Here is a 24,780-nt window from a genome sequence, read left to right as displayed (position 1 = left end):
TCTCTATCAGTCCGTGATCCCTTGCCGTTCCTTTCTGGCTTTTTTATAGGCGTACATTCGTCGATCTGCTTCGACAGTGGCCTCCTTCATAGAATGTCCCTTCTTCACCTGGGCGACACCCCAATCGGCCTCGACCGTCACGGGACCGTCGGGAAGGACTTCCTGTCGGACCGCCGTAGCCAGGCGCTTCATGATCTTCTCTGTCGTAGTGCAGTCAGTGTCTGGAAACACGAGAAGAAACTCATCTCCGCCGTGACGCGAGAGCTGGTCTTCGGGGCGGATGCACCGTTGAAAAATTTCGGCAACTTGGCGGAGCACCTGGTCGCCCACATCGTGTCCCAACAAATCGTTGACTTTTTTGAAATTACCCAGGTCGACCAGAGCTAGGGACATCTTCTCCTCCTGCGAGGTATGTTTGGTTACGTACTCAGCTATGTATTGGCGATTCCACGTCCCAGTTACCTTATCTACCAAGCGCTCTCGGTAAAATTGCTTGTTGATAACCCGACGTTCCTCCAGGAACACGGAGGCAAATAAGGTCGCCAGGAAAATCGTAACTACGACTATCAATGATTTTAGGGCGAAAGGTCTTCGAATTTGCAGCTCATTGATTACTTCGGCGGGTGTCCGGGAAATGAGTTTCCAGAAGTTCAGCCCCTGACTGGAGATGCCCTCTTTGGTGTTCATGGGGCGTATAGTGGCAAAGGAGATTAGTTCTCCAGATTCCGTTTGAAACTGACCTGAGTTCTGAGCGTATATTTTTTGAGCCTCATCGGGCATTGTGTTGAAGATATTTCGGTTCAGACGCTCTGGAAGCATGAAGCCCCAGGCATCTTCGGGATCAAAGCCCTGTAGCCAGTATCCGTCTTGATTGAGCAGCCCCACAGATGAACGGCTGGAGAAACGCAGCTCATCCATTAATTTGAAAATTTTATTTCCTAAGAAATTCAAAACCAACACTCCAAGTCGCGACTCGCCTTCATCGATAGGAATGCTGATGCGGATCATGGGTTTGAACGGAATCTCCACCTTCCCATGTTCGATATTGAGATCGAAAGGGGAGATGGCGATCAGATCGGGGCTTCTAATTGTCATGGCGTCGGAGAAATAAGAGTGAGAGGCCTTGTTTTGAAGCTCATTTTGGGGCACGACTCGAGGCGATCCGTCGTCGTAATTTACCCTGAGTACCTCATCGCCCGAAGCATTTATAAGCCGAATCTGGTCGTAGTTTCCATAGGTTGTTGCCATGGAAAGGAGGACTTGCTCTGTGAGCGCATTTTTTGTCCCTTTTTTAAGGATATTGGCTATGGACGGGAGGCGAGATAAAAAGCGGGCATCGTTTTTTACACGATTCAACATATGCTGAATCAGCCGAGATTGCTGTTGAAGATTCTGGATGTCCTGAACTTTTATGATATTGATCCTGCCCTCTTCTTCTAGGTTTTTCATGCGTTTTTCTGTCAATAGGAACGCTCCGGAGATGGGCAGGGCGAGGAGTAGACAGTACAGCACGATTCTGCCGAGACTTCGCTTAATTGGGGCGTCAGGCTGATTCATGCTACCAACCTCCTTGGGAGAACTGAATTTCGCTGCTATCATACAACACAGGCTGGAAAATTTTCAATAGCTTTCTGTTTTATTGAAAAGTTAGCTTGATTTGACATGCGCAAATTCTTTGAGTATGCTGGATGCGGAGTTTTGACTTATATGTATACTCATAGACATTGTATTTACATACAGAAAGTGGTGAGAGCATGGTCATCACGGAGAGAATTGAAGACTATATGGAGACGGTCCTGGAGATTGAACTGGAGGGCGGTGTTCCGTCAGTTACCGAGCTGGCCGCGCGTCTTGGGGTGCGAAAGGCAACTGTTGTAGTGGCGGTCCGAAAAATGGTAGGGCTCGGCCTTCTGGAGCATCAGCGCTACGGTAAGATTGAACTGACTCGGGATGGTCGAGACAAGGCCCTGGAAACCTACAGACGTCATCAACATATGACCTTTCTCTTCTCCGAGGTTCTTGGAGTGGACGACAAGGTTGCCGGGGAAATGGCCTGTGCCGTAGAACACTCTCTCACCCCCGAATCGGAGCGTCGGCTTACGGCCTTTGTAGACTTTTTCTGCAAGGCCCGTTCACAGGAACAGCCCTGGGTGGAGGCGATGAACCGCTTTGTTCTGGAGCCGGAGCACCTCTCTATCCCTCTTTCCATGCTCCTGCCTCGGGAGAATGCTCGGATTCTCCGATTGACCGTTGGAGGTGAACAGCGTCAGATTCTCAGGGAGAAGGGCTTTATGCCAAACGTGGTTATACGCCGAGTGGACGATGGGCGAGATCGGGGTGTAGAGGTCGAGGTGAATGGCCAAAACCAAGTCCTGACGAGCCTGGAAGCACTCTCTGTATGGGTTGTCTCTCAGGAGAAGGAGTAGTTTTTCCCACCTACGGCGAGAATCGAGGCAAACGGCGAAGAAGCGACGAGTAAACGTGTAATTTTGTATCGAGAACGTGTCATACGCTTCTTGACCAAACAATCTGTTCAGGATATGCTGCAAGCCACAAAGTTAGTATAAACTACCTTTGTGATTTGCCCGTACACACTATAATTTTAGGAGGTTTTGCATTATGCGTATGTTCTGTCGTAGTCGCGTCACGTTTCTTTCGGTAGCCTTAATAGCTGTATTGGCCCTTTTTAGTCTGGCCCCAGCATTTGCGTCCGAAACTCAGACAGAAAAGGTCACTCTCAAGGATTGGGAAGGAACCCATTTGAGCAGGTCTCCATACTGGAATGAGAAGAAAGCCGTGCCCTTCTTCGAGAAGTTGTCCGAGGCCTGTAAAGCTATAGGAAAGGACTTCTCCGTCCAGGACGTTATCGACAAAACCAAGCTCATGTACTACACTGATTTTAGCAAGCTTGAGGTCTCGGGGAACACCGTCACCTTCTTCTCCCCGGTGGATTGGGTCGCCCCTGTTAAGGTCACGTACGAATATCGGGGTGAGATCTGCAAGGATGGTACTTCCTGGTATGCTTTTGAGGGGATCGATGTTAATGCGTTCTCCAACGCGTATCGCTATCTCCTTATGATAAAGTTCCACGGTCACGACAAGGGACAGAAGCATGCTCATATGCGCTATGGTTCTGCCGGATTCGCACAGCTTATCAACGATCCGGCTCTGTCGAACTGGTGGCCGACCATTCAGCTCTCCGATTTCAACTTTGATCAGTACCTGGAAAACCTCAAGCCCGAAAAAATGGCTAAGTGGGTTAAATAGTATTAGAAAATAACATGAAAAATACCAAAGAAGCGATGCCGGACTTGTCCGGCATCGCTTCTTTGGTATTCGCGTCGCTACAGAGTTGAGTTCCATTTTTGACGGAGGTTCTGAAGGAGTTCTCTTTGATGTTCCGTCAGATCTGTGGGAATAAAAACCTCAACCGACACGTAGAGATCCCCCGAGCCTTTTCCTCGGAGAGGTAGCCCCTTGCCAGCGAGGCGAAGCCGACGCCCTGCCTGGGTTCCTGGTGGAAGTTTTACCTTCACCGTTCCGTTCAAAGTGGGTACTGCCAGAGCGTCCATCCCCAGGGCGGCGTCCCAGGGGCTCACCGTTACCGACGTGGTCAAGTCGTGCCCTGAGACGGAGAAATCCCGATCCGGGGCTAGCCGGATAGTTACCTTAAGATCCCCCCTTGGACCACTGCTTTGGGAGGGGGCTCCTTGTCCCTTCAAGGTCAGTCTGCTTCCGTCGGTTATGCCTCGAGGCAGGTTGATCTCAAGGTTTCTCTGACCTCTTGGCCCTTGGAGGGTCACGGTTCGCCGGATCGGAGCGGTGGCGGCGTCTCGAACGGAGAGCTCCAGGGTCACCGCCTGGTCTTGTCCTCGACGTGGTCCCGAGGGATGAAAGAGCATGTCGTCGTTCATAGACATCCCCATGCCGCCGAAGATGGTTCGGAAAAAGTCGCTGAATCCCCCCATATCGCCGCCAAAATCCACGTGCACCCCTCCGCCAGGAGGCGTGAAACCCTGGCCCCCCTGCCAGTTAGGACCCAACTGGTCGTAGAGTTTTCGCTTTTCCGGGTCCTTGAGAACCTCGTATGCCTCGTTTATCTCTTTGTACCGGGTTTCCCCCTCCTTCGAGGTGGTGACGTCGGGGTGATAGCATTTTGCAAGCTTTCGGTAGGCTCTCTTGATCTCCGATGCGTCGGCGCTTCGGGGGACCCCAAGAATATCGTAATAATCTTTGTACTGTACTGACATGGGACAGACCCCCTTTGACATATATTGACCTTTGAGATTATACACGGCATTCCTCTCTTTGTGAAGGCCCTGTTTCCGTAAAAATGCCCTGACGGGTTCTTCTTCTCTTGGTATAATTTGCATATATGTATGATCTTTTATGATGTATGTGGGGAAACTCAGCCATATGTGCATCATCTTTTGTACACTAAAACCAAGAAAAACATGGGAGGAATGAACGTGAAATCGACGGCACTGCTTGAGGTTTGTGACCTCCACGTGGAGGTGGACGGACAGAAAGTGCTTAAAGGGGTCTCCCTGGAGATCGGTGAGTCGGAGGTTCACGCTGTCTTTGGGCCCAACGGATCGGGCAAGACGACCCTGCTGGCCAGCGTTATGGGGCTGGGTAAATACACGGTGACTCAGGGAGCTATTCTTTTTCGAGGACAGGATATCACCGATCTCTCGGTTGACGAACGGGCCAGGCTGGGCGTGGGCATGTCTTTTCAGCGGCCACCCACCATTCATGGAGTTCGGCTTCGGTCCCTTCTGGAAATATGCGACAAAGGTGATGTTGCCGAGATCGATTCCCTGGCTGAGACACTCCACGTGGCTCCTTTTCTGGATCGAGAGGTCAACGCTGGCCTCTCCGGTGGTGAGCTGAAACGGGTGGAGATGCTTCAACTTCTTCTTCAAAAGCCAGAACTCGTCTTTCTGGACGAGCCTGAGTCAGGAGTTGACCTCGAGAATATGGCCCTCATCGGCCGGGCCTCGGCCTCTCTTTTAGGTCGGGAGGCGCCTTTGGGGTGTCTCTGCGGCTCCGGGTGTGCTGATCGGAACGGTTGTCGAAGAGATCTCTCCGTGAAAGAGCTCAGAGAACGTCGTCACAAGGCGGGGCTTCTGATCACCCATACGGGGAACATCATGGACTACGTCAACGTGGATCGGGGGCACGTCATGATGGACGGCCGGATCGCTTGCTCCGGTAATGCCCGGGATATCCTTGAGGACATCCGGAAAAATGGCTACTCTGAGTGTTTTCGCTGCATGATGAGCGAAGGAGGTCGTGTATGATGGACATCGATTTGAAAGCCTATCGGGAGGAGGCTCCGCAGCGTCCGTTGGTCAAGCGGCTGGCCGACCTCCCGGAAAAAGATCGGCGAACGCTCCTTAAAAGTGGGATAGACCCAGAGGCCAATGTGGCGGGCAGCTTTATGCTCACCGATCGCTCGACGGTCCACTGTGCCGCCTCAAGTCCTGATGTGGAAATGCTCCCTATTTTGACAGCTCTGGAGCTTTATGATGGTCTGAAAGACTATTGGTGGCGGGGTGTGGATCGAGACAAGGACCAGTTTACCCATCAAGCCGATGTTCATGTGGAGGGTGGGTATTTCATCCGATCTCGTCCTGGATCTCACGTGCTGGAACCAGTTCAGACATGCCTCTACCTGGCTCAGGACCGTATGGCTCAGGATGTCCATAACGTAGTCATTGCAGAGGAAAACTCATCCCTGCATATTCTGAGCGGCTGCGCTACCTCCGACGACGTCCGCTCAGGGCTTCATGTCGGAGTCTCGGAGATTTACGTCAAAAAGGGCGCCACCTTATCCTTCACCATGGTCCATAACTGGGCCGAGGAGATGGCCGTTCGGCCCCGAAGCACCATCGTGGTTGAAGAGGGGGGCACCTTCATCTCCAATTATATCTGTCTCAAGCCCGCCAGGGATCTGACCATGTATCCGACGGCTATCCTCCAGGGGCGAGGGGCTGTGGCTACCTTCAACAGCGTCTTTTTAGCAGCTCCGGGTTCTATGATTGACTCAGGTTCACGGGTTGTCCTTCGAGCGCCCGAGACCAGGGCGGAGGTCGTTTCCCGGGCGGTGTCCACCGGCGGTACCATCTACGCTCGGGGACATCTGATCGGTGAGGTCCCCCAAGTTAAAGCTCACCTGGAGTGCGATGGTCTCCTCCTTTCTGACAAAGGGCTTATCCACGCTGTTCCTGAGCTTGAAGCCCGATGCAGCGACTTGGAGATGTCTCACGAGGCGGCCGTTGGCAAGATCGACCAAGAGGAAATCGAATACCTTATGGCTCGAGGCATACCGGAGGATGACGCTCGGTCCCTCATCATCAAGGGCTTCCTCTCTCTGGATATCATCGGCCTCCCCGAGGAGCTCAAGCGAGATATGGAGGAAACGATTCGTAGAACGAGTGCCCCCGGGGCCATGTAGATCCCGGGGAACCGTTTTCGTAGTCCATTTATAATTATTTCATAATTATAAGGAGGAAAAAAGCATGATGACGTACACTCTGTCCGTGCCCGACATGTCGTGCAGCCACTGCGAGGCCCGCATCACCAGAATACTTCAGGATTTGGGAGTGCCTGACTTCTCAGTGGACCTTCAGGCCAGGACTGTCACAGTGAAGGCTGAATCTCTGGCTGCTGTGCTCACTGCCCTGGACGATGGTGGATATGAGGCTCGGGAGGTGGGGGCCTGATTGGTCCCCACCAATCCGATCGTGAGCCGTTCTGCACCCGGTGACCGGAGGGAGACAGTCTCCCTCACGGTCACCGGTATGACCTGTGCTTCCTGTTCCCGGATCGTCGAAAAACGACTTTCCAAGGTCGAAGGCGTCGTCTTCGCAGCGGTCAACCTGGCCACCGAGACTGCCTTTGTCGTTTTGGATGAGCCCGTTCCACTGGAGATCTTGGAGGACGCTGTCGTCAAAGCGGGCTATGCCGTCTCCCGGGAGCGTCCCCAGGACCTGGAGGCCCGACGATACGCCCTGGCCCGGCGGAACCTCATTCTTGCATGGGTTGTCGCCGCTCCTCTCATGGGTCTCATGATCCCTCATATGATGGGGTATCATATCCCGGGGTACCGCTGGTTTGAGATTTTTGGCGGTGCGCTGGTTCTCTTCGGTGCTGGTCGTTCCTCCATGAAAGGTGCCTGGATCGCCGTCACCCACGCTCACGGCAACATGGACGTTCTCGTGTGTCTGGGAGCTCTGGCTGCCTGGTCCACAGCTCTTTTGGGCCTTGTGGGGATTCAGGTTACGTCCTTTGGAGCCGTGGGGGCCATGATCGTTGCCCTTCACGTCACAGGCCGATACATCGAATCTCATCTGCGAGATCGGGCTGCCAAGGAAATACGGGCATTGGTGGGCATCCAGGCCAGAGAGGCCCGGATATTGAAGGACGGCGAAGCCGTCACCCTGCCCATCGAAGCCGTAACTCAGGGAATGACTCTGTCCGTACACCCAGGAGAGCGTATCCCAGCCGACGGCCTCATCGCCAAAGGGACATCCGCAGTTGACGAATCCATGATCACCGGTGAGCCCATCCCGGTCACCAAGGGCGAGGGAGACGACGTCACCGGAGGATCGGTCAACGTCACGGGAAATCTGGAAATATCGGTCACCCGAACCGGTGAAGACACCTTTCTCTCCCGAATGATCGCCCTCATCGAAGAAGCCCAGGGGGCCAAAATCCCCATTCAGGCATTTGCTGATCGACTTACTGGGGCTTTTGTCCCTGTGGTGGCTCTCTTGGCTCTGGCCTCGGGGGTCTTTTGGTTCTTTGGCGTGGACCACTTTGGCTGGCTCCTGGATAAAGCGGGAACGTACCTGCCCTGGGTCGTTGAGGCCCGTGATCCTTTGTCCGTAGGGCTTTTCGCATTTGTAACGACTATCGTTATAGCCTGCCCCTGTGCGCTGGGGCTTGCAACTCCCATGGCTCTCATCACCGGCACCGGTGCAGCGTCCCGCAAGGGTCTCGTAATAGGCAACGCCGAGGCCATCCAGACGGCTGGCGACGTTCAGGTCGTGATATTGGACAAGACAGGAACCCTCACCGAGGGACACCCGGTGGTCACCCACAAAGAGTTGGACGATCAGTCCCTCGCCGTTGCCGTTGCCATGGAATCCCAGTCAAACCATCCTCTTGCTAAAGCTATAGCAGGGCTGGACGCTCCCGCTCTGGAGCTGGACCAGATAAACGAAGAGGCCGGCCAAGGCCTGAGGACCGTACTTGAAGGGCAGACCTGGATTCTCGGTCGCCCTCTCTCCATAGATGCATACAAAGAACAGGTCGACTTGGGACGCACCGTGGTGGAAGTTCGATGCGACGATGAGATCAAAGGCTTCCTGGCTTTAGAAGACCCCATCCGTCCTGAAGCCTATGACGCCATACAGGAACTGAAAAAACTGGGCATCCGGCCCGTTATGGCCACCGGTGACAACTGGGGAGCCGCTCGTCTTGTGGCTCGAGCCGTGGGCATTCCTGAGGAGGACGTACACGCCGAAATCCGGCCCGAGGATAAACTGGACATCGTCCGATCCGAACAGAGCAGGGGGGGTAAAGTCCTCATGGTCGGCGACGGTATGAACGATGCCGCAGCCCTTAAGGGTGCCGATGTAGGCGTCGCCGTGGGTTCAGGCGCCGACCTTGCCATCGACAGCGCCGACATAGTCATCGTCTCCGGCGGAGTGGACCGAATCGCCCAGGGCGTGCGCATTTCCCGAACGACTTTCACTGTCATCCGTCAAAACCTCTACTGGGCCTTTGGATACAACCTGTTAGCCCTTCCCCTCGCTATGTCAGGGCTCCTGCACCCCGCTGTGGCGGAGATCTCCATGACCTTCAGTTCCATCTCGGTTATCCTCAACTCCATGCGCGTGGGGCGGTGAGGTTGCTTTTAATTGACATGTGACAGCTACTTTTGTAAGTAGTATTTTTACTCGAAAGAGCTCCGCTATTTGTCTCTGGCTGGACACCGTTGCCCCTCTTTGAAGGTAAACGAGCTTTTCAATCGCTTTTGAAAGGAGTTACCATATGATAAGCAGCCCCTGCCCCGAAAGCGTAACTATTGGGGAAAATGTGGTGGTAGAGAAGAACGTCCAGATCGGCGAAAACGTTCAGATCGGCCATAACGTGCTTATAAGGTCCGGTGTTCGGATAGGCGCTGGCTCCATAATTTTGGATGGAGCCATCCTGGGCAAATCTCCTGTCAAGGCAGGACTCTCTGTCACCACAGGCGAGTCTCGAGAACTTCCTCTTCTGGTGCTGGGAAAATCGGTCACGGTAGGGGCCTACTGCGTGATCTACCGCGGAGTTGAGGTGGGGGATCGGGTCTTCTTCGGTGATTTAGCGACGGTCCGGGAGAATGTCTCTATCGGCGAGCTCACTATCATCGGCCGAGGAGTCACCGTGGAGAACAAAACGACCATTGGAAAACGATGTAAAATAGAAAGCAACGCTTATATTACCGCCGTGAGCCTTGTTGAGGACTACTGTTTTGTCGCGCCCTGCGCTGCCTTCTCAAACGACAACTACCTGGGGCGCACCGAGGAACGAAAAAAACACTTCGCCGGCCCAATCCTTCGTCGCGGCGCTCGTATAGGTGTCAACGCCACCCTCCTCCCAGGCGTGGAGATTGGCCCGGATGCCCTCGTGGCGGCTGGTGCTGTGGTCACAAGGGATGTCCCGGCACGGACCGTCGTTATTGGATGTCCGGCAAAAGAGATGAAACCGGTTCCAGAAGAACAGCTCATAGAAAATCAGACATTCTATGAAGGATAAAGGAGATCGACCCGAACATGGCATTGATGGACAGAATAAAGGATAAAACGGCCAGGATCGGCGTCATCGGCCTGGGCTACGTCGGTCTTCCCCTGGCGGTTGAAAAAGCCAAGGCTGGCTTCACCGTGGTCGGGTTTGACGTCCAACAGGAAAAATGCGACAAAGTCAACCGGGGCGAAAACTACATCGGCGATGTCGTCCCCGAGGAGCTTGTCTCGTTAGTGCAATGCGGACGGATATCCGCCACCACCGATTTTGATCGACTTGAAAATTGTGACGTGCTTGCCATCTGTGTCCCCACGCCTCTTGACAAATTCAAGCAGCCCAATCTCTCCTATGTGGAAAACTCCACTGCTGAGATCGCTCGCCGCATCCATAAAGACATGCTCGTGGTGCTGGAGTCCACGACGTTCCCCGGCACCACGGAGGAAATTCTCAAGCCATTGCTTGAGAGTTCGGGCCTTGTCGTGGGGCAGGACATCTACCTCGCATTCAGCCCCGAACGAGTCGATCCTGGCAACGCAACGTACAAAACCAGCAACACCCCAAAAGTCGTCGGCGGCTGCACGGAACGTTGTGCGCAGATCGCCAAAACCCTGTATGAATCCGTTCTGGACGCTCCCGTCTTCGTGGTCTCCAGCCCAAAAGAGGCCGAGGCAACAAAAATTCTGGAAAACACCTTCCGTATCGTCAACTGCGCCCTGGCCAACGAAATGGCCGTACTGTGTCATCGGATGGGTATCAACGTTTGGGAGGTCATCCAGGCGGCAGCCACCAAGCCCTTTGGCTTTGTGCCCTTCTATCCAGGTCCTGGCATCGGTGGGCACTGCATTCCCCTGGATCCTTTCTACCTCACCTACAAGGCCAGGGAATACGACTATCACACTCGGCTTATCGAACTCGCCGGTGAAATCAACGACGCCATGCCGGGCCATGTAGTGGAACGACTCATGGATCTCCTCAATGATCGACAAAAACCTCTCAACGGAAGCAGGATTCTCCTGATGGGGGTTGCATACAAGGGCGACATCGACGATCTTCGAGAGTCCCCGGCTCTCAAAGTCTGGGATATTCTGGAGTTTAAGGGAGCGCAGGTTCTCTATCATGATCCATATTGCCCCAGCGTCTGGAGAAACGGCAAGGAGCAAAGATCGGTGCCTCTCAAGGCTGAGAGTTTGAAAACCTTCGATGCCGTGGTGATAACGACTGCCCACAGGCATAACGTGGATTACAACATGCTCATCCAAAATGCAGAAATAATCTTCGATACTAAAAATGTTCTGGCTCCAGCTTTGAGTGAAGGCCGTTCGGCTCTAACTAACGTTCACCTGCTATAAAAGGAGTCTGTGTTATGAAAATAAAACAACTCGACATCGAAGGTTTCCGTTCTTTTCGAAAAACAAGCTGGCATCCGGGTGACCTCAACGTTATCATTGGCCCTAACGGAAGCGGCAAGTCCAACCTGTTGCGCTTTTTAGAGCTACTCTCTCTGTCTGCGCAGGGCAGGCTGGGGAAGCATGTACAGTCACTTGGGGGAATGGATCCTATAGTTTGGGACGGAAAAGCCAGCTCAATTAAATGTGTTCTAAAGACAACGTCTCTAAATGATAATCGTCTTCCTGAGCAATACGAGCTTGAAATGTTGGGCTTGGGCGGTGGGAGCGCATACAGAATCGGAAGCGAACGATTGACCAATTATCGTGAGGTACGCTCTGGTTCTCAAGATGAGCCATTCATATTTCTTGATCGGACGGGGAAGGCTGCTGTCATTTTCGACGCATCTCAAAGCCGTTTCACCACCCCTGAAGAGTTCGTCTCGGATGAGGAGACACTTCTTTCTCTGACATCCGGTCCGTTCACACATAATCCGCGGATTCCCCCCTTTCAGAAATGGTTGGCTTCAATATCTATTTATCATGACATTCATACCAACAGGGACGCCTCTTTACGAAGTCCTGTCGTTTCCCGAATGGAAAAGCACGTCGATCCAGACGGACAGAATCTCGTCTCGGTATTGCACACACTCTACACAAGTGATCGGGAATTCAAGAGAGACATCAATTCCGCTATGAGGAGTGCTTTTGGAAATGACTTTGAAGAGCTCATCTTCCCTCCTGCCTCCGACCAAAGGGTGCAGATGCGGATTCGCTGGAAGTCGCTGCAACGGGAGCAGTCGGCAGCGGAAATGTCTGATGGAACACTTCGATTCCTCTTTTTGCTGGCAGTGCTTGCAACTCCCTCTCCCTCGCCGGTTATTGCCATAGACGAGCCCGAAACAGGGCTTCATCCATCAATGTTACCGCTTGTTGCTGAGTATGCTATTGATGCGGCCTCTCGCTCTCAGGTTATTCTGACAACGCATTCGACGCAGCTGCTGGACGCTTTCGGGGAGACAAAACCGGTTACCACAGTTTCTGCGTGGAACGATGGAGAAACAGTTTTGCGAACGCTTGATGGAGACGAATTGGACTATTGGTTGAAAAGCTACTCTCTTGGCAGCCTTTTCCAATCCGGCGAACTGGAGCAAATGTCATGAAATTTGTCCTATTTGTCGAAGGCTACACAGAAGCAAAAGCGTTGCCTGAATTCCTGAAGAAATGGCTTGATCCCAAGTTGAGGTCACCTGTCGGAATTCAACCGGTACGCTTTAATGGCTGGTCGGAGCTTTTGAGTGACGTTACACAAAAAGCGAGGATGTACTTGAATGGTTCGTCGCAAAATAACATTATCGCCGTCATCTCTCTTTTGGATCTTTACGGGCCGACCTTCTATCCTGAGGACAAGACGCAAAGCGACGAGCGCTATGCATGGGGAAAGAATAAGATTGAGAGGGATGTGAACGAAGAGAGGTTCTTTCACTTTTTTGCCGTTCATGAGATAGAAGCCTGGCTTTTGAGCCAGCCAGACATTTTTCCTGAGAATATCAAATTTCCCTCTAAAATTGCAAATCCAGAGATGATAAATTTTAACGAGCCTCCAGCGAAGCTTTTGGATCGTTTGTACCAAAAATATGTGAAACGTTCCTATAAAAAAGTCGTGAACGGTGGGGAACTTTTCAAACGCCTGGATCCCGATTTTGCATATAAAAAGTGCCCAAGCCTGCAAAAACTGTTGGATAAAATGCTCTCTTTGGCACAAAACAGAGGAAATGCGTAGTGATCTTTTTATATTTAAAGTTATAAAGGAGACTCTCAATGTACACCATCGCCATTCTCGGTTGCGGCCGGATCAGTGCCAGCCACGTGGCCGCTATCAAAAAAGTGGAAGACCTCAAACTCGTCGCCTGTTGTGACATCCTCAGAGAGCGGACCGAAAAGACGGCTAATGACGCCGGATGTACCGCTTATACCGACTACTCAACTATGTTGCAAAACGAAAAAATCGACCTCGTTGCTCTGTGCACTCCCTCGGGGCTTCATCCGGCTCATGCTGTAGTTGCTGCCGAATCTGGCGTGAATGTTCTCTCCGAAAAACCATTGGGTACGAGCCTTAAAGAGGTGGACAAAGCCATCGCCGCATGTGACCATGCTGGGGTGCTCTACATGGAAGTCAAGCAAAACCGCCTCAACCCCACCATAGTACTGCTCCGTAAAGCTCTGGAGGCAGGCCGATTTGGTCGAATTCACATGATAACCTCCAACGTTTTCTGGACCAGACCACAGGAATACTACGACATGGCCCCTTGGCGGGGAACGTGGGAATTCGACGGCGGCTGCCTCGCCAACCAGGCAGCTCACTACGTGGATATGGTTCAGTGGATGGGGGGTGCTGTTGAGGACGTCCACGCCTTCTCATCCACACTGGGACGACGTATTGAGGCGGAAGATACCATCACCGTGGGCCTCAAATTTCGAAATGGTGCCGTGGGCAACATCAACGTCTCCGTGCTCACCTACCCTCACAACCTGGAGGGTAGCATCACCATTATGGGCGATAAAGGTACGGCTAAAATCGGCGGTGTCGCTATGAACAAAGTGGAGCAGTGGTCTTTTGACACACCCCATCCTATGGACAACGATGCAGAACTGGTCAATTACGATCCCAAAAGTGTCTACGGTGGTGGACATTATGTTTTGTACAAAGATCTGCCGAGGATGCTCAATAGTACTGTCCAATCTTATGGTTTTGTGACTGCCAGAGAGGGGCGAAAAACGATAGTGATATTGGAACGAGCGTATTACACTTCACATGATTCATCAGGAGAACTAGGAGCGTTGTGCTTGATTTGATAAACAAAAGGAGTGGTGAAAAATGGAATCCGAGTTACCGCATGCTCAGCAATCCCTTAGTGATTGTGTAGTCCTGGTTCCTACGCATAATCGACATGCAAATCTTGATGTTTCGACACAGTACTTCGCTCAAACAGGAATTCCTGTACTTTATGTCGACTCCACAAGAGAAAAGTATAAAAATGCTGAGAATCTTTGCCCTAACATCAAGTATTTTCACCGTCCAGGGCTTGAATTTGCCCAAAAAATGCTAAGTATTTCCAACGAAATGGATGCTTTTGACTATGTAGTTCAATGTGCTGACGATGATTTTGTATTGTTTTCTGGGGTAGAAAAAGCAAGAAGCTTCTTACGTAAAAACCCCTCTTTTGTTTCCGTAAGGGGAAGGTCCCTTTGTTTTATCAAAGAATTACCCGGGCGTTTTTTTGACACATTTAACAACAATGTCGTTAGAAAGGTGGAAGCATCAACATCGAGAGAGAGAGTACAAAGCTATTTCTGTGACTATGCAGATATCTTTTACGCCATGTATCCATCACAAAAACTTAAAAAATTTTACAGTCTTATGGCAGAAGTAGAATTTTCGAATTATCAATGGTACGAGCTTTTTTTTGGCACTGTTATGGCTGCAGAGGGGAAGATGGCCTTTCTCGACTTTTTGTGGAATGTTCGGGAGTTTCTATGGAAACCCTCTTGGAGCTATGGTGAAAAATTAAAGCGCGTTATTCCGTGGGAAAATATGGAAGACCCTTTGATACAACAAGACTTTTCCCGGGCGAAAGAATTGATTTTTCGAGAATACGGGGAAGATCTTTTTAGCAACATGTTGGACTCTTTTCTCCGATGCAACGCTCGGTATCATCAGCGGAGTCTGGTAAAAAAGATACTTGGCAAAAAGTTTTTGCCTTATGCAAAACTTCTAAAATATGGCATGCTATCTAAAAAACATTCTGTCTTTGGCGTTGACGTGTTGCCCGTAGTACGAGCTCTTTGGGGATAGGTTTAGCTTTTATCGGATACGAATAAGAGGGAGGATCCATGAAAACTATCATTCTTGCCGGAGGCCTTGGCACCCGGCTAAGTGAAGAAACTGTGCTCAAACCCAAACCTATGGTTGAAATCGGAGGTTCGCCCATCCTCTGGCACATCATGAAACTCTACTCTTTTTTTGGCTTCAATGACTTTGTCATATGTCTTGGATATAAAGGATATATCATCAAGGAATACTTCGTAAACTATTGTATGCACATGTCTAACATCACCGTGGATCTCTGCAGAAACAAGGTGGAGTTCCACTCTAATTCGGCGGAACCTTGGCGCGTAACCTTGGTGGACACAGGAGAACATACACTTACCGGAGGCCGAGTGAAGCGGGTTCGGGAGTTCGTTGGTAATGCAACGTTTCTCCTCACCTACGGAGATGGCGTAGCGGACATTGATATCGGTGCTCTGGTCAAATTCCACGAAAATCACGGCAAACTTGCTACCGTAACAGCTGTTCAGGCTCCGGGGAGATTCGGTTCCCTTGATCTGCAAAAAAGTGGTTCTGTTCGTAGCTTCTTGGAGAAGCCCAAAGGAGACGGTACATGGATCAATGGGGGGTTCTTCGTTATGGAACCGGAGGTTTTCGACTATCTTGAAGGGGATGGCACCAGCCTTGAACGGGAGCCTCTGGAGCACCTAGCTCGGGATAATCAGCTTATGGCCTACTGTCACTCCGGTTTTTGGCAACCCATGGATACCCTGAGGGAAAAAAATCAGCTTGAAGAACTCTGGATTTCCGGCAAAGCCCCGTGGAGGCTCTGGAAGTGAGGCGTCTCTTTGGTGAGGTTTACGATAACACTAAGATTCTTGTCACCGGACACACGGGCTTTAAAGGAAGCTGGCTCGTACACTGGCTTATACGTCTCGGTGGAAATGTGGCTGGATTAGCTTTGGACCCTTCCACGGAACCAAACCATTGGGATCTCCTCCATAACAGCATTAGGGAATATCGTCTGAATATATGCGACTTGCAATCTATCACAGAGATCCTGAAGAAAGAACAACCGGAGATGATATTTCATCTGGCGGCGCAGCCCCTTGTCAGGGCTTCCTATCTGGACCCCATGGGGACATGGAACAGCAACCTCATGGGTACTCTCAACCTTTTGGAGGCTTGTCGCTTCTGTGAATCCCTACGAGCAGTCCTTGTCATCACCACTGATAAGGTTTACCGAGAGCAGGAAAGACCTATCGGGTATGATGAAGCCGATTCCCTTGGGGGGCATGACCCCTACAGCGCATCCAAAGCGGCCTGTGAAATTGCTGTAGACAGCTATCGAAAATCTTTCTTTGCTCATGAAAAAAGAACTTTCATTGCCTCTGCTCGGGCTGGAAATGTTATAGGTGGCGGAGACTGGTCTCAGGATCGTCTCATACCTGATGCGGTGCGATCTATCGAAAAAAAGAACCTTTTAGAAATTCGATCTCCCCAGGCTACCCGTCCCTGGCAGCACGTACTTGACTGTCTAAGCGGCTATCTTCTTCTTGGAGAAAAACTTCTCCAACGGGGGGAGCAATATGCCACAGCTTGGAATTTTGGGCCTGCCCAGGGAAGTGGCAATACGGTTTCCCATATACTCGAACTTTTTGCATCGCACTATCCCGAATTGCGGTGGCGTGATGTGTCTGACCGTAAAAACCTACATGAAGCCCCCTTTCTCTCCCTGAATAGCGAAAAGGCTCAGAAAGAGCTTGAATGGAAGCCTGTATGGGGGCTCGAAAAATCGATGTATTATACTGCAACATGGTATAGAAGCTTTATGGAAAGGGGAGACGTTCGTAGCGACGAGCACCTGAAGGCGTATGTCACGGATGCCTCGGCTGCAAGACTATCATGGACAAAAAAATGTACATTTCCAAAACGCCTATAGCTGGTGTTTTCGTGGTGGAGACGCAATCCTTTGAAGACCATCGGGGAGCCTTTGCTCGCTTTTTCTGTGCAGAAGAGCTTGCTCCCCTACTTGGCGAGAAGCACATTGTTCAGATCAATCACTCCCGTACCGATCAGGTTGGGGCTGTCCGTGGGATGCATTTTCAGTATCCCCCTCATGGGGAGATGAAATTCGTTCGCTGCCTGAGGGGGCGTGTCTTTGATGTCGCTGTCGATCTTCGTCAGGGATCGCCTACGTTTTTACAGTGGTACGGGGAGGAGCTAGCGCCTGAGTCTAAAAAAATGCTGGTCATCCCTGAGGGGTGTGCTCATGGTTTTCAGGTTTTAGAACCAGAAAGTGAGTTATTTTATCTTCACACGGCGCCCTATTGCCCCGACAGTGAAGGAGGGGTAAATGTGATGGATAAGATAATCGGTATCACATGGCCTTTGGAACTTTCAGACAGGTCAGACCGCGATAAAGAGCTGTCTTTTTTAGATTTTAATTATAATGGGATTCTGCTATGAAGTGTCGACATTGTGGAAGGGTTTTGAAACATGTGTTTATAGACCTTGGTTGTGCACCGCCATCTAACTCGTACCTTAAAAAAGACGATCTTCACAATCCTGAAGTGTATTTCCCTCTTAGAGTTTTCGTGTGTAATAAATGCTGGCTGGTGCAAACCGAGGACTTTGCTGCGGCGAATCAGCTCTTCCGGTCCGACTACGCCTACTTTTCATCTGTCTCGAGCAGCTGGCTTCGGCATGCAGCCCTCTATGCGGAAGATATCACGAAGAAGCTTTCGTTGGACCGATCAAGCTTTGTGATCGAGATTGCGTCGAACGACGGATATCTACTGAGAAATTTTGTTGAGAGGGGGATTCCATGCCTTGGTATCGAGCCCGCATCCGACACAGCGAGAGCGGCTGAGAGGCTCGGTATCCCTGTGGTGCAGAAGTTTTTCGGGTCGGGGCTTGCGCAGGAATTGGCGGCTGAGGGGAGAATGGCGGATCTTTTGGTGGGTAACAATGTCCTGGCGCACGTGCCCGACATCAATGATTTTGTCAAGGGCCTTAAGGTAGTTCTCAAGCCCGCAGGTAGCATCACAATGGAGTTCCCTCACCTGCTTGAACTGATCCGGCACATGCAGTTCGACACGATCTATCACGAGCATTTTTCGTATCTTTCTTTGGGGACTGTTCGCCGTATCTTTGAAAAATCGGGCTTGAGGGTTTTCCACGTGGAGAGCTTGTCCACACATGGAGGCAGTTTGCGAATATACGCTTGTCACGAGAATGACGGGCGTCGTGAATCTCCTTCAGTACAGGCGTTGCTTGAGGAAGAAAAGCGCTTTGGTCTTTGGGGGATTGATGTCTATAAAAATTTCCAGGAAAAGGCGGAAAGTATCAAAAATAAATTTGTCATGTATCTTATCGAGCAAAAACGCCTCAAGCGTAGCGTGGCAGCATACGGAGCTGCGGCAAAGGGCAATACGCTTTTAAATTATTCTGGTATTCGCTCGGATCTGTTGCCCTACGTCTGTGACGGCGCTCCTTCAAAACAGGGGAAGTTTTTACCTGGAAGTCGTATCCCTATTGTGTCTCCAGAGAAGTTGCGAGAGCGTAAACCTCAGACGGTTATTGTGTTTCCTTGGAATATCGTTGATGAAGTCGTGCAGAGGCATTGCTACGTTGGGGAATGGGGAGGGCGTTTTGTTACTGTTGTGCCTGAGTTGAAAAGAATTGAGCCTCTTCAATGAAAGTTGCAGTCACTGGGGCATCGGGGTTTATTGGGCGTCATGTGGTCTTAGAGCTCGGGCGGTATGATGTCGATATCATCGCCGTTGGCCATGAAAAAAGACGTTTGCCTGAGGGACCACATATTGCGGCACGGGCTATGGATATCTATGATGCAGAGCCGGGCTCTCTTTTTTGTGCTTTGGGTGAGCCTGATGTCTTGTTGCATTTGGCTTGGGGAGGCTTGCCAAACTACAAGTCTTTGCATCATATTGAACATGAGCTGCCACATCAGTATGCTTTCTTGAAGGGGATGGTTGAAGGAGGGCTTTCGTCTCTTGTGGTTGTCGGGACGTGTTTTGAGTATGGCCTCGTATCAGGGCCTTTACGTGAGGATCTGGACACGAGACCCCATACGCCCTATGGCTACGCAAAGGACGCTTTGCGGAAGCAGCTTGAGTTTCTGCAGGCAGAGCGGGCTTTTGGATTCACTTGGGCGCGGCTTTTTTACCTCTTTGGAGAGGGGCAGCCTTCGAAAACACTCTATTCTCAGCTGAGGCAAGCCACTCAAGATGGCGACCGAGTTTTTAACATGTCTGCCGGGGAACAGCTTAGAGACTATTTGTCGGTTCAGGATGTAGCGTCGTATCTTGTTTCCTTTGCTCTCCACAGAGCGTCTCTCGGTGTTGTCAACCTTGCCTCCGGTATGCCTGTTTCCATCCGTTCTCTTGTGGAGAGGTGGATACAGGAGAATGGTTGGGCTATAAACCTGAATTTAGGCTATTACCCATACCCGGATTACGAACCTATGGCCTTTTGGGGGGATGTTACCAAGTTACGGCGTTACGAGGAGGATATATAATGATAGATGAAGATAGGATTTTGTATAGAGCTGAACAGTTCCCTGTCTTTCAAAATAAAATGTACGCGACTCGTGACGCTGCGATCCACTGCCCCAAGGGGGAGATCGCCCTCGCTCAGGATACGGATACGGGGGTTGTTACAAATGTACTGTTTGATCCCGGACGTGTTGTGTACGATAGTTCTTACCAGAACGAGCAAGGCCACTCGCAAAAGTTTTTGGCTCATCTTGAAAGCGTGCTTGGCATTGTCAAACGGCATTTTGACAGCAAAAAGAGAATCGTTGAGATCGGTTGTGGCAAAGGTTTCTTTTTTGAGATGTTGCAAAAATCTACCACCGGGCGGGCGGTAGGTTTTGATCCAGCCTATGAGGGAGAAAATCCCTCTATTCGTAAAGAATATTACGAGCCATGTTTTGACTCTTTTGGGGATAGCCTAATTCTCAGGCATGTCTTGGAGCACCTGCACCACCCCTTTGATTTCTTGGCATCTTTGTCGAGTCCAGGTGTAGAGATGAAGATTTACATAGAAGTGCCGTGTTTTGATTGGATCTGTGAGCATCGGGCCTGGTTTGATATTTTCTATGAACACGTGAATTACTTCAGGCTTTCTGACTTCTCAAATGCCTTTGACAGGATCTACGAGATGGGGACATTTTTTGAGGGCCAGTATCTATATGTTGTAGCGGATTTAGGGTCACTGAAACAGCAACCTTTTGTGTGGGAGCCTGTTTGTATGCCCAAGAACTTTACGAAAAACATAAATTTTTTTGGAGAATTGATTAAGAGGGGGCGGTGCAACCCTTCAGTTGTTTGGGGGGGGGGCCAGCAAGGGTGTCATATTCTCTCTTTTAATGGAACGTATGGGAGCAAAAATAGACCACCTTATTGATATCAACCCATCGAAACAGGGTATGTTTGTCCCTGGAACAGGCATAAAAATAGAATCCCCGGGTGCTGTTCTGCCATTGCTTGATGGTTTTTTTAATTTATTTGTGATGAATTCTAACTATGTAGATGAGATTGTAGCCTCCCTTGGTCGGGCGGCATCAGGATGCAGATTATGGAAGGTGGATGATCATGAACAATCATCATGATTTCAATACAGAGGTTGCCCAGCGAATTGGTGAAAGCAGAGACAACGATAAGCTCCGCAGTCGGGCGAAGTGCTTTCTTGAGGAGTCGATCTGCGCAAAGTATTCGTATAACTTCTTCTCTCTAGGCCGCCCCATTATCCAATATCCTCAGGATATGATTGCTGTACAGGAACTCATCTGGTCAATTCGGCCTGATTGCATCGTAGAGACCGGGATAGCTCATGGTGGCTCTCTTATCATGAGTGCCGCTATGCTCGCTTTATTGGATTACTGCGATGCGGCTGATGCGGGGGAGGATTTTGACGTCCAAAAGAGTCGTCGAAAAGTTGTTGGGCTTGATATTGAAATTCGTCCTCACAACAAAGCCGCTCTTGAAGCTCATCCTTTGTTTCATAAGCTTGATATGGTAGAGGGCAACAGTATTGATGATGAGATTATAAGCCAGATCTATGATCGAGTGCAGGGGTATGAGAAAATCCTTGTACTGTTGGATTCAAACCATACCCATGACCATGTTTTGGCTGAGCTGGAAGCGTACGCACCTTTGGTTTCGCAGGGAAGCTATTGCGTTGTATTTGATACTCTCATAGAAGACCTGCCTGATTCGACATTTCCTGATCGTCCCTGGGGTGTTGGTAATAACCCAAAAACAGCGGTTCGTGAATATCTTCGTCTCTGTGAAGGGGAAGGGCGAAGAGCTCGGGATGGAAAACCTTTGCATTTTGAGGTTGACACGAATATTGAAAGCAAGATATTAATTACTGCTGCGCCTGAAGGGTATTTAAAAAGGTTAAGAGAGTGTCCCCTAAGCCCTTGATTTTATACGAACTTTTTCTAGATGAAGGTGTTTTACTGTGAACAACGATCTCTCTTTGCGATTTGTTGATATCCCCTATTTTTTAAAAACGTACCATGGTGACTCGTTTGTCGCTCCGAATATTATTTTAGGGGGTGCACAGCAGCTTCTTTTTTGGGAAAAAATTGCTATTGCACAAGGAGGCTCTCTTTGTCTCGTTGAAATAAGAAAAAAGTCCTACCCGTTGGGTTTGGCTGTTTTTATGTGTAAAAAAATTTTTTCAATTAATCGCGTTTCACTTTTAGATTCTCCATGTGTTCCAAAAGAGACGCTTGGTCTAAGCTATGATTCTATATTAAGTTTTCTTGTTGGCAATCTGCCCTGGAAAAACGTATATCTTCTTCACGGAGTTCCAAATTATCTTGATCCAAGAGCTCGACTTTCTTGTGATATGGGTTCTCCTGGTAAATGTTGGGAGACTGTATGTATACATCTGCTTGATAAGAGTATAGATGATGTAATAAGCGAGATGCCGAAGAATGGCAGGAGAGATGTTAGGAGATCCTTGCGAGAAAATGGCTATGAGTGTTTCTGTGTAGATCCGGAAGATTCTTTAGGTGTTAAGGAATATGTAGATTTCTTTAGAAAAGAAAAGGGGTATGATGCCTACTCAGGGCTGGATTGGCAAAAGATTCTGTCTGAAGGGCGAAAACACAATGCTATGTACGTTTTTGGTATAAAAAGCAAAAATGAGCTCATAGCGTCATCTACAATTTTTTGTTCTGAGTCTTTAGCTAAAGAGGCTGCTATTATTAAAAAATCTTCTCGTCATGATCCCTACGCGGGGTACCGCTTGAAAATCTATATGCTTGAATGGTTGATACAGAGAAAAATCGCTCTTTTTGATCTTGCTGGAGTTAATCCCTTTCCAGAAATGGAGAAGGATAAAAATATCAGAGGATTTAAAATGAAATTTGGAGGGGAGTTGATACGTTATCGGATTTTGAATACTTTCACTGGTTTGGGCAGAGTGGCCAAGTTTGTTGCGGATTGGAGGAAAAAAGTGCGTGGATAGTGCTTATGTGGTTGTAGAAAGCGTTTTTTTATTTCGGCACTTCTATAACGAATTGACCGGTTTATCGAGAGCCTTTGGCAGATTTTTTAATAAAAGACCCCTCTCTTTTTGTGAAGATGCTCACGTTCATTTCTCGTTGTTGTCCGAAAGAGGATAAAACGTGTTTCTGCGCAGAGTTACCCGAAGAGATCTGCCTCGTCTCCGGGTTCTGTATAAAGAGCTTGGGTTTGATCCTATCTTGGCCGATGTGTTTTTTTCGCGTGATGCTCAAGGGAATTTTTGTGTAAAGATGAAGAATGGTAGGATCGTAGGACATATTTGTTGTTCGTATTTTCGACCGTTTTATCTGAATATTTTTCTAGGAAAAATAGGGCGAAAGTGGGGGCCTGTTCCGCATTGGCTTGTGAGGGGTTTTCGTTTTTTGCGTCTCTTGTCTTCATACGAGGTTTCCAACATAATTATTTTGCCTCAATGGAGGGGAAGAGGGTATGGCAAAAGCTTGATTCAGGCTGGTGTTTATGAAGCTTGCTCTCGAAAGGAGCCTTTTATTCAGCTTTTGGTTCATAAGGACAATTTGCCAGCTCTCGAGTTGTATAAAAAGTGCGGTTTTTATGTGCATTCTCTTTGGGAGATGTCAAAATATGTGATGCGAAAGGATCTCTTTTCGTGAGGTGGCTTTCGTTCTTTGTCACGAAACATACTCCGTTTTTTACGTCGTTTGCGTTGATTTTTCTGGCTTTTTTTTCAAAAGGGCTTGGCTTTTTAAAGGAAGTTATAGTCTCCCATCTTTGGGGGGCTAGTGTTCTGGTCGATGGATATATTATGTCGTTTACAATCATGCATCTTTGTACGATTTGGGTGCAGGGGTTTTTGTCGTATTCTGTCCCTTTTTTGGTGGGGTTTTGTAGCAAAAAAGGAGAGGCGGCGTTAAGTAACTTTGTGGGAAGACTTTTGCTTTTAGGGGTTTTAGGGGCCCTGTGTATTCCTGCTCTTGTTCTGTTTAAAAAAACTTTTTTCATCTCGATTTTTTTCCCCGGAGCCTCTTCTGAAGCTCTTGAGGTGGCTTTAGGGCTTATGGGGTTTTTATGGGGCTTCGGTGCTTTTCGGATTCTTTCTTTTGTTCTTGAATCTTATTTTCAGGCGCTTGATCTGCAGCTGTTAGCCCGAGTTGGATGGGCTCTTCAAACTTTTGTGCTTGTCTGTGTGCTTTTGCTGGGGGCTTCGTGGATGGGCCTTTTAGCATGGCCTTTAGGTCTTTCCCTTGGGCAGTTGGTAACCTTTCTTTTACTTGCATCGGTGGCTTTTTTCGTCCTTTCTCCAGAACGTCGTCCAGTTGTACGTAAAGGGTTGTTTGAAGGCTTTGCTGTATGGCGTTCTTTTGCAGTCCGTGGTACTCCTGGCGTGCTTATGTGTGGGCAATCCGTCATTTATCAGATCGTTGATCGTTATTTTGCCTCGTTGTTGTCGGTTGGCTCTCTGGCCTGTATGAACTATGCCACTGTTCTTTGGGGCCTTACGGCCCTTTTGAATGAACCCCTCGCACCGCTTTTGACCCGTTTTTCCGTTCACTATGCCAAGGATGATATGGTAGCTTTGCAATCGGATATGGAGAAAGCGATTCGAGCGACGCTTTGGCTTTTTGTCACCTTTACCGTCGGCTTCGTTGTTCTTTTGCCCGATGTCGTTGGGCTCGTCTTTGTGCATGGTCAATTTACTTTTCACGATGCGGTGCGAACATATCAAGGAGCCCGAATACTCGCTTTTCAGGCACCGGCTATTTGTTTGGGGAGTATTTTAAGTCACATGATCCTTGCCTCTGGTGCGTCTCATGTAAGTATGATTTTTTCAGCGTGTACGCTGACTCTGAACGGCCTGCTTGATTGGCTTCTCGTGGAGGGGTGGGGGTTGAACGGCCTTTTGTTTGCCACGACGGTGGCTACGTATGTGGGGGCTGTTCTGGCGTATATGTACGTCAGGTGGCGATTTTCCTGGTCTCTTCGACGAGTTGGAGGGTATGTCTATAAACTATTGGTGTGGAGTTGGGCGACAGGAAGTGTCGGCTGGGTGGTTCGCCAAAGTCTGCCTCTCTCCTCTTCGGTTGCAGCCTGTATCACGGTGGTCGTGCTTTTTCTCTCAGGTTATGTTTTATACCGTTTTTTTGCACTTCGGACGGAAATTCCCACAGGATGGAGCCCAGAGGATATTCTATCCAGGGTCTGCAGAAGAATGTTGTTTTGGTAGGCGATCATTGGTGTTGTCAGG

General features: G+C 49.6%; 23 protein-coding genes and 1 pseudogene. 22 read left to right on the top strand and 2 right to left on the bottom strand.

From position 1 onward, the window contains the following. Window positions 1-6: 6 nt before the first annotated feature. Window positions 7-1,599: a hypothetical protein gene (locus CSA35_02430; GenBank protein ID PIE55306.1), complete on the bottom strand. Its 1,593-nt coding sequence runs from the start codon at window positions 1,597-1,599 to the stop codon at window positions 7-9. A gap of 155 nt (window positions 1,600-1,754) precedes the next feature. Here CSA35_02430 and CSA35_02425 point away from each other — a divergent pair, with 155 nt between their 5' ends. Continuing rightward, complete coding sequence (locus tag CSA35_02425) at window positions 1,755-2,426, top strand: DNA-binding protein (GenBank protein PIE55305.1); 672 nt, start codon at window positions 1,755-1,757, stop codon at window positions 2,424-2,426. A 193-nt stretch (window positions 2,427-2,619) separates the two neighbouring features. Further along, window positions 2,620-3,267, top strand: a complete 648-nt coding sequence (locus CSA35_02420) for a hypothetical protein (protein PIE55304.1) — start codon at window positions 2,620-2,622, stop codon at window positions 3,265-3,267. 77 nt (window positions 3,268-3,344) lie between these two features. On the opposite strand, the gene CSA35_02415 is transcribed toward CSA35_02420, so the two are convergent. Continuing rightward, on the bottom strand, window positions 3,345-4,250 hold the full coding sequence (locus CSA35_02415; protein ID PIE55303.1) for a septum site-determining protein MinC: 906 nt from the start codon (window positions 4,248-4,250) through the stop codon (window positions 3,345-3,347). Window positions 4,251-4,484: 234 nt separating this feature from the next. On the opposite strand from CSA35_02415, the gene CSA35_02410 reads away from it, so the two are divergent. The 20 genes and pseudogenes from CSA35_02410 (at window position 4,485) to CSA35_02315 (ending at window position 24,759) form a co-directional block, all read left to right on the top strand. Then, on the top strand, window positions 4,485-5,303 hold the full coding sequence (locus tag CSA35_02410; GenBank protein ID PIE55348.1) for an ABC transporter ATP-binding protein: 819 nt from the start codon (window positions 4,485-4,487) through the stop codon (window positions 5,301-5,303). After that, window positions 5,303-6,460, top strand: a complete 1,158-nt coding sequence (locus CSA35_02405; protein ID PIE55349.1) for a hypothetical protein — start codon at window positions 5,303-5,305, stop codon at window positions 6,458-6,460. Before CSA35_02410 ends, CSA35_02405 begins: the two co-directional genes overlap by 1 nt. Window positions 6,461-6,524: 64 nt before the next feature. Continuing rightward, entirely contained in the window at window positions 6,525-6,728 is a 204-nt protein-coding gene (locus CSA35_02400) for a heavy metal transporter (GenBank protein ID PIE55302.1), read from the top strand. 78 nt (window positions 6,729-6,806) lie between these two features. Further along, window positions 6,807-8,918: a heavy metal translocating P-type ATPase gene (locus CSA35_02395; GenBank protein ID PIE55347.1), complete on the top strand. Its 2,112-nt coding sequence runs from the start codon at window positions 6,807-6,809 to the stop codon at window positions 8,916-8,918. A 145-nt stretch (window positions 8,919-9,063) separates the two neighbouring features. Beyond that, window positions 9,064-9,810 (top strand): UDP-3-O-(3-hydroxymyristoyl)glucosamine N-acyltransferase, encoded by a 747-nt coding sequence (locus tag CSA35_02390; GenBank protein PIE55301.1) that lies wholly within the window; start codon window positions 9,064-9,066, stop codon window positions 9,808-9,810. A gap of 17 nt (window positions 9,811-9,827) precedes the next feature. Beyond that, window positions 9,828-11,147, top strand: a complete 1,320-nt coding sequence (locus CSA35_02385) for a UDP-N-acetyl-D-glucosamine dehydrogenase (protein ID PIE55300.1) — start codon at window positions 9,828-9,830, stop codon at window positions 11,145-11,147. Window positions 11,148-11,161: 14 nt separating this feature from the next. Beyond that, complete coding sequence (locus CSA35_02380) at window positions 11,162-12,346, top strand: chromosome segregation protein SMC (protein ID PIE55299.1); 1,185 nt, start codon at window positions 11,162-11,164, stop codon at window positions 12,344-12,346. After that, entirely contained in the window at window positions 12,343-12,966 is a 624-nt protein-coding gene (locus tag CSA35_02375) for a hypothetical protein (GenBank protein PIE55298.1), read from the top strand. The genes CSA35_02380 and CSA35_02375 overlap by 4 nt, the downstream gene beginning before the upstream one ends. 38 nt (window positions 12,967-13,004) lie before the next feature. After that, the gene (locus CSA35_02370; GenBank protein ID PIE55297.1) at window positions 13,005-14,039 is read left to right on the top strand and encodes an oxidoreductase; all 1,035 of its coding nucleotides are present in this window, start codon (window positions 13,005-13,007) and stop codon (window positions 14,037-14,039) included. Window positions 14,040-14,061: 22 nt separating this feature from the next. Next, window positions 14,062-15,039, top strand: coding sequence for a hypothetical protein (locus CSA35_02365; GenBank protein ID PIE55296.1), 978 nt, complete (start codon window positions 14,062-14,064; stop codon window positions 15,037-15,039). A gap of 38 nt (window positions 15,040-15,077) precedes the next feature. Further along, window positions 15,078-15,851 carry a glucose-1-phosphate cytidylyltransferase gene (gene rfbF / locus CSA35_02360; protein ID PIE55295.1) on the top strand — a complete coding sequence of 258 codons (774 nt, stop codon included), beginning with the start codon at window positions 15,078-15,080 and terminating at the stop codon, window positions 15,849-15,851. Then, a complete protein-coding gene (gene rfbG, locus CSA35_02355; protein ID PIE55294.1) occupies window positions 15,812-16,954 on the top strand; it encodes a CDP-glucose 4,6-dehydratase in 1,143 nt (380 codons plus the stop codon). The genes rfbF and rfbG overlap by 40 nt, the downstream gene beginning before the upstream one ends. Then, a complete protein-coding gene (locus tag CSA35_02350; protein PIE55346.1) occupies window positions 16,930-17,481 on the top strand; it encodes a dTDP-4-dehydrorhamnose 3,5-epimerase in 552 nt (183 codons plus the stop codon). Before rfbG ends, CSA35_02350 begins: the two co-directional genes overlap by 25 nt. Further along, on the top strand, window positions 17,478-18,713 hold the full coding sequence (locus tag CSA35_02345) for an SAM-dependent methyltransferase (GenBank protein PIE55293.1): 1,236 nt from the start codon (window positions 17,478-17,480) through the stop codon (window positions 18,711-18,713). The genes CSA35_02350 and CSA35_02345 overlap by 4 nt, the downstream gene beginning before the upstream one ends. Then, a complete protein-coding gene (locus CSA35_02340) occupies window positions 18,710-19,552 on the top strand; it encodes an epimerase (protein PIE55292.1) in 843 nt (280 codons plus the stop codon). Before CSA35_02345 ends, CSA35_02340 begins: the two co-directional genes overlap by 4 nt. Then, window positions 19,552-20,575: pseudogene (locus CSA35_02335) on the top strand (methyltransferase). The gene CSA35_02340 and the pseudogene CSA35_02335 overlap by 1 nt, the downstream one beginning before the upstream one ends. 55 nt (window positions 20,576-20,630) lie before the next feature. Continuing rightward, entirely contained in the window at window positions 20,631-21,464 is an 834-nt protein-coding gene (locus tag CSA35_02330; protein ID PIE55291.1) for a cephalosporin hydroxylase, read from the top strand. 37 nt (window positions 21,465-21,501) lie between these two features. Continuing rightward, the gene (locus tag CSA35_02325) at window positions 21,502-22,518 is read left to right on the top strand and encodes a hypothetical protein (protein ID PIE55290.1); all 1,017 of its coding nucleotides are present in this window, start codon (window positions 21,502-21,504) and stop codon (window positions 22,516-22,518) included. A 160-nt stretch (window positions 22,519-22,678) separates the two neighbouring features. Continuing rightward, complete coding sequence (locus CSA35_02320; GenBank protein ID PIE55289.1) at window positions 22,679-23,188, top strand: hypothetical protein; 510 nt, start codon at window positions 22,679-22,681, stop codon at window positions 23,186-23,188. Further along, window positions 23,185-24,759 carry a hypothetical protein gene (locus CSA35_02315; GenBank protein ID PIE55288.1) on the top strand — a complete coding sequence of 525 codons (1,575 nt, stop codon included), beginning with the start codon at window positions 23,185-23,187 and terminating at the stop codon, window positions 24,757-24,759. The genes CSA35_02320 and CSA35_02315 overlap by 4 nt, the downstream gene beginning before the upstream one ends. The last annotated feature ends 21 nt before the right edge of the window (window positions 24,760-24,780 follow it).

This window comes from Dethiosulfovibrio peptidovorans (genome assembly GCA_002748665.1).
In the GTDB taxonomy this organism is placed as follows: Bacteria; Synergistota; Synergistia; order Synergistales; family Dethiosulfovibrionaceae; genus Dethiosulfovibrio; species Dethiosulfovibrio peptidovorans_A.
Note: the sequence above shows the minus strand (reverse complement) of the source record. Positions and strands in the feature narration are given on the sequence as shown.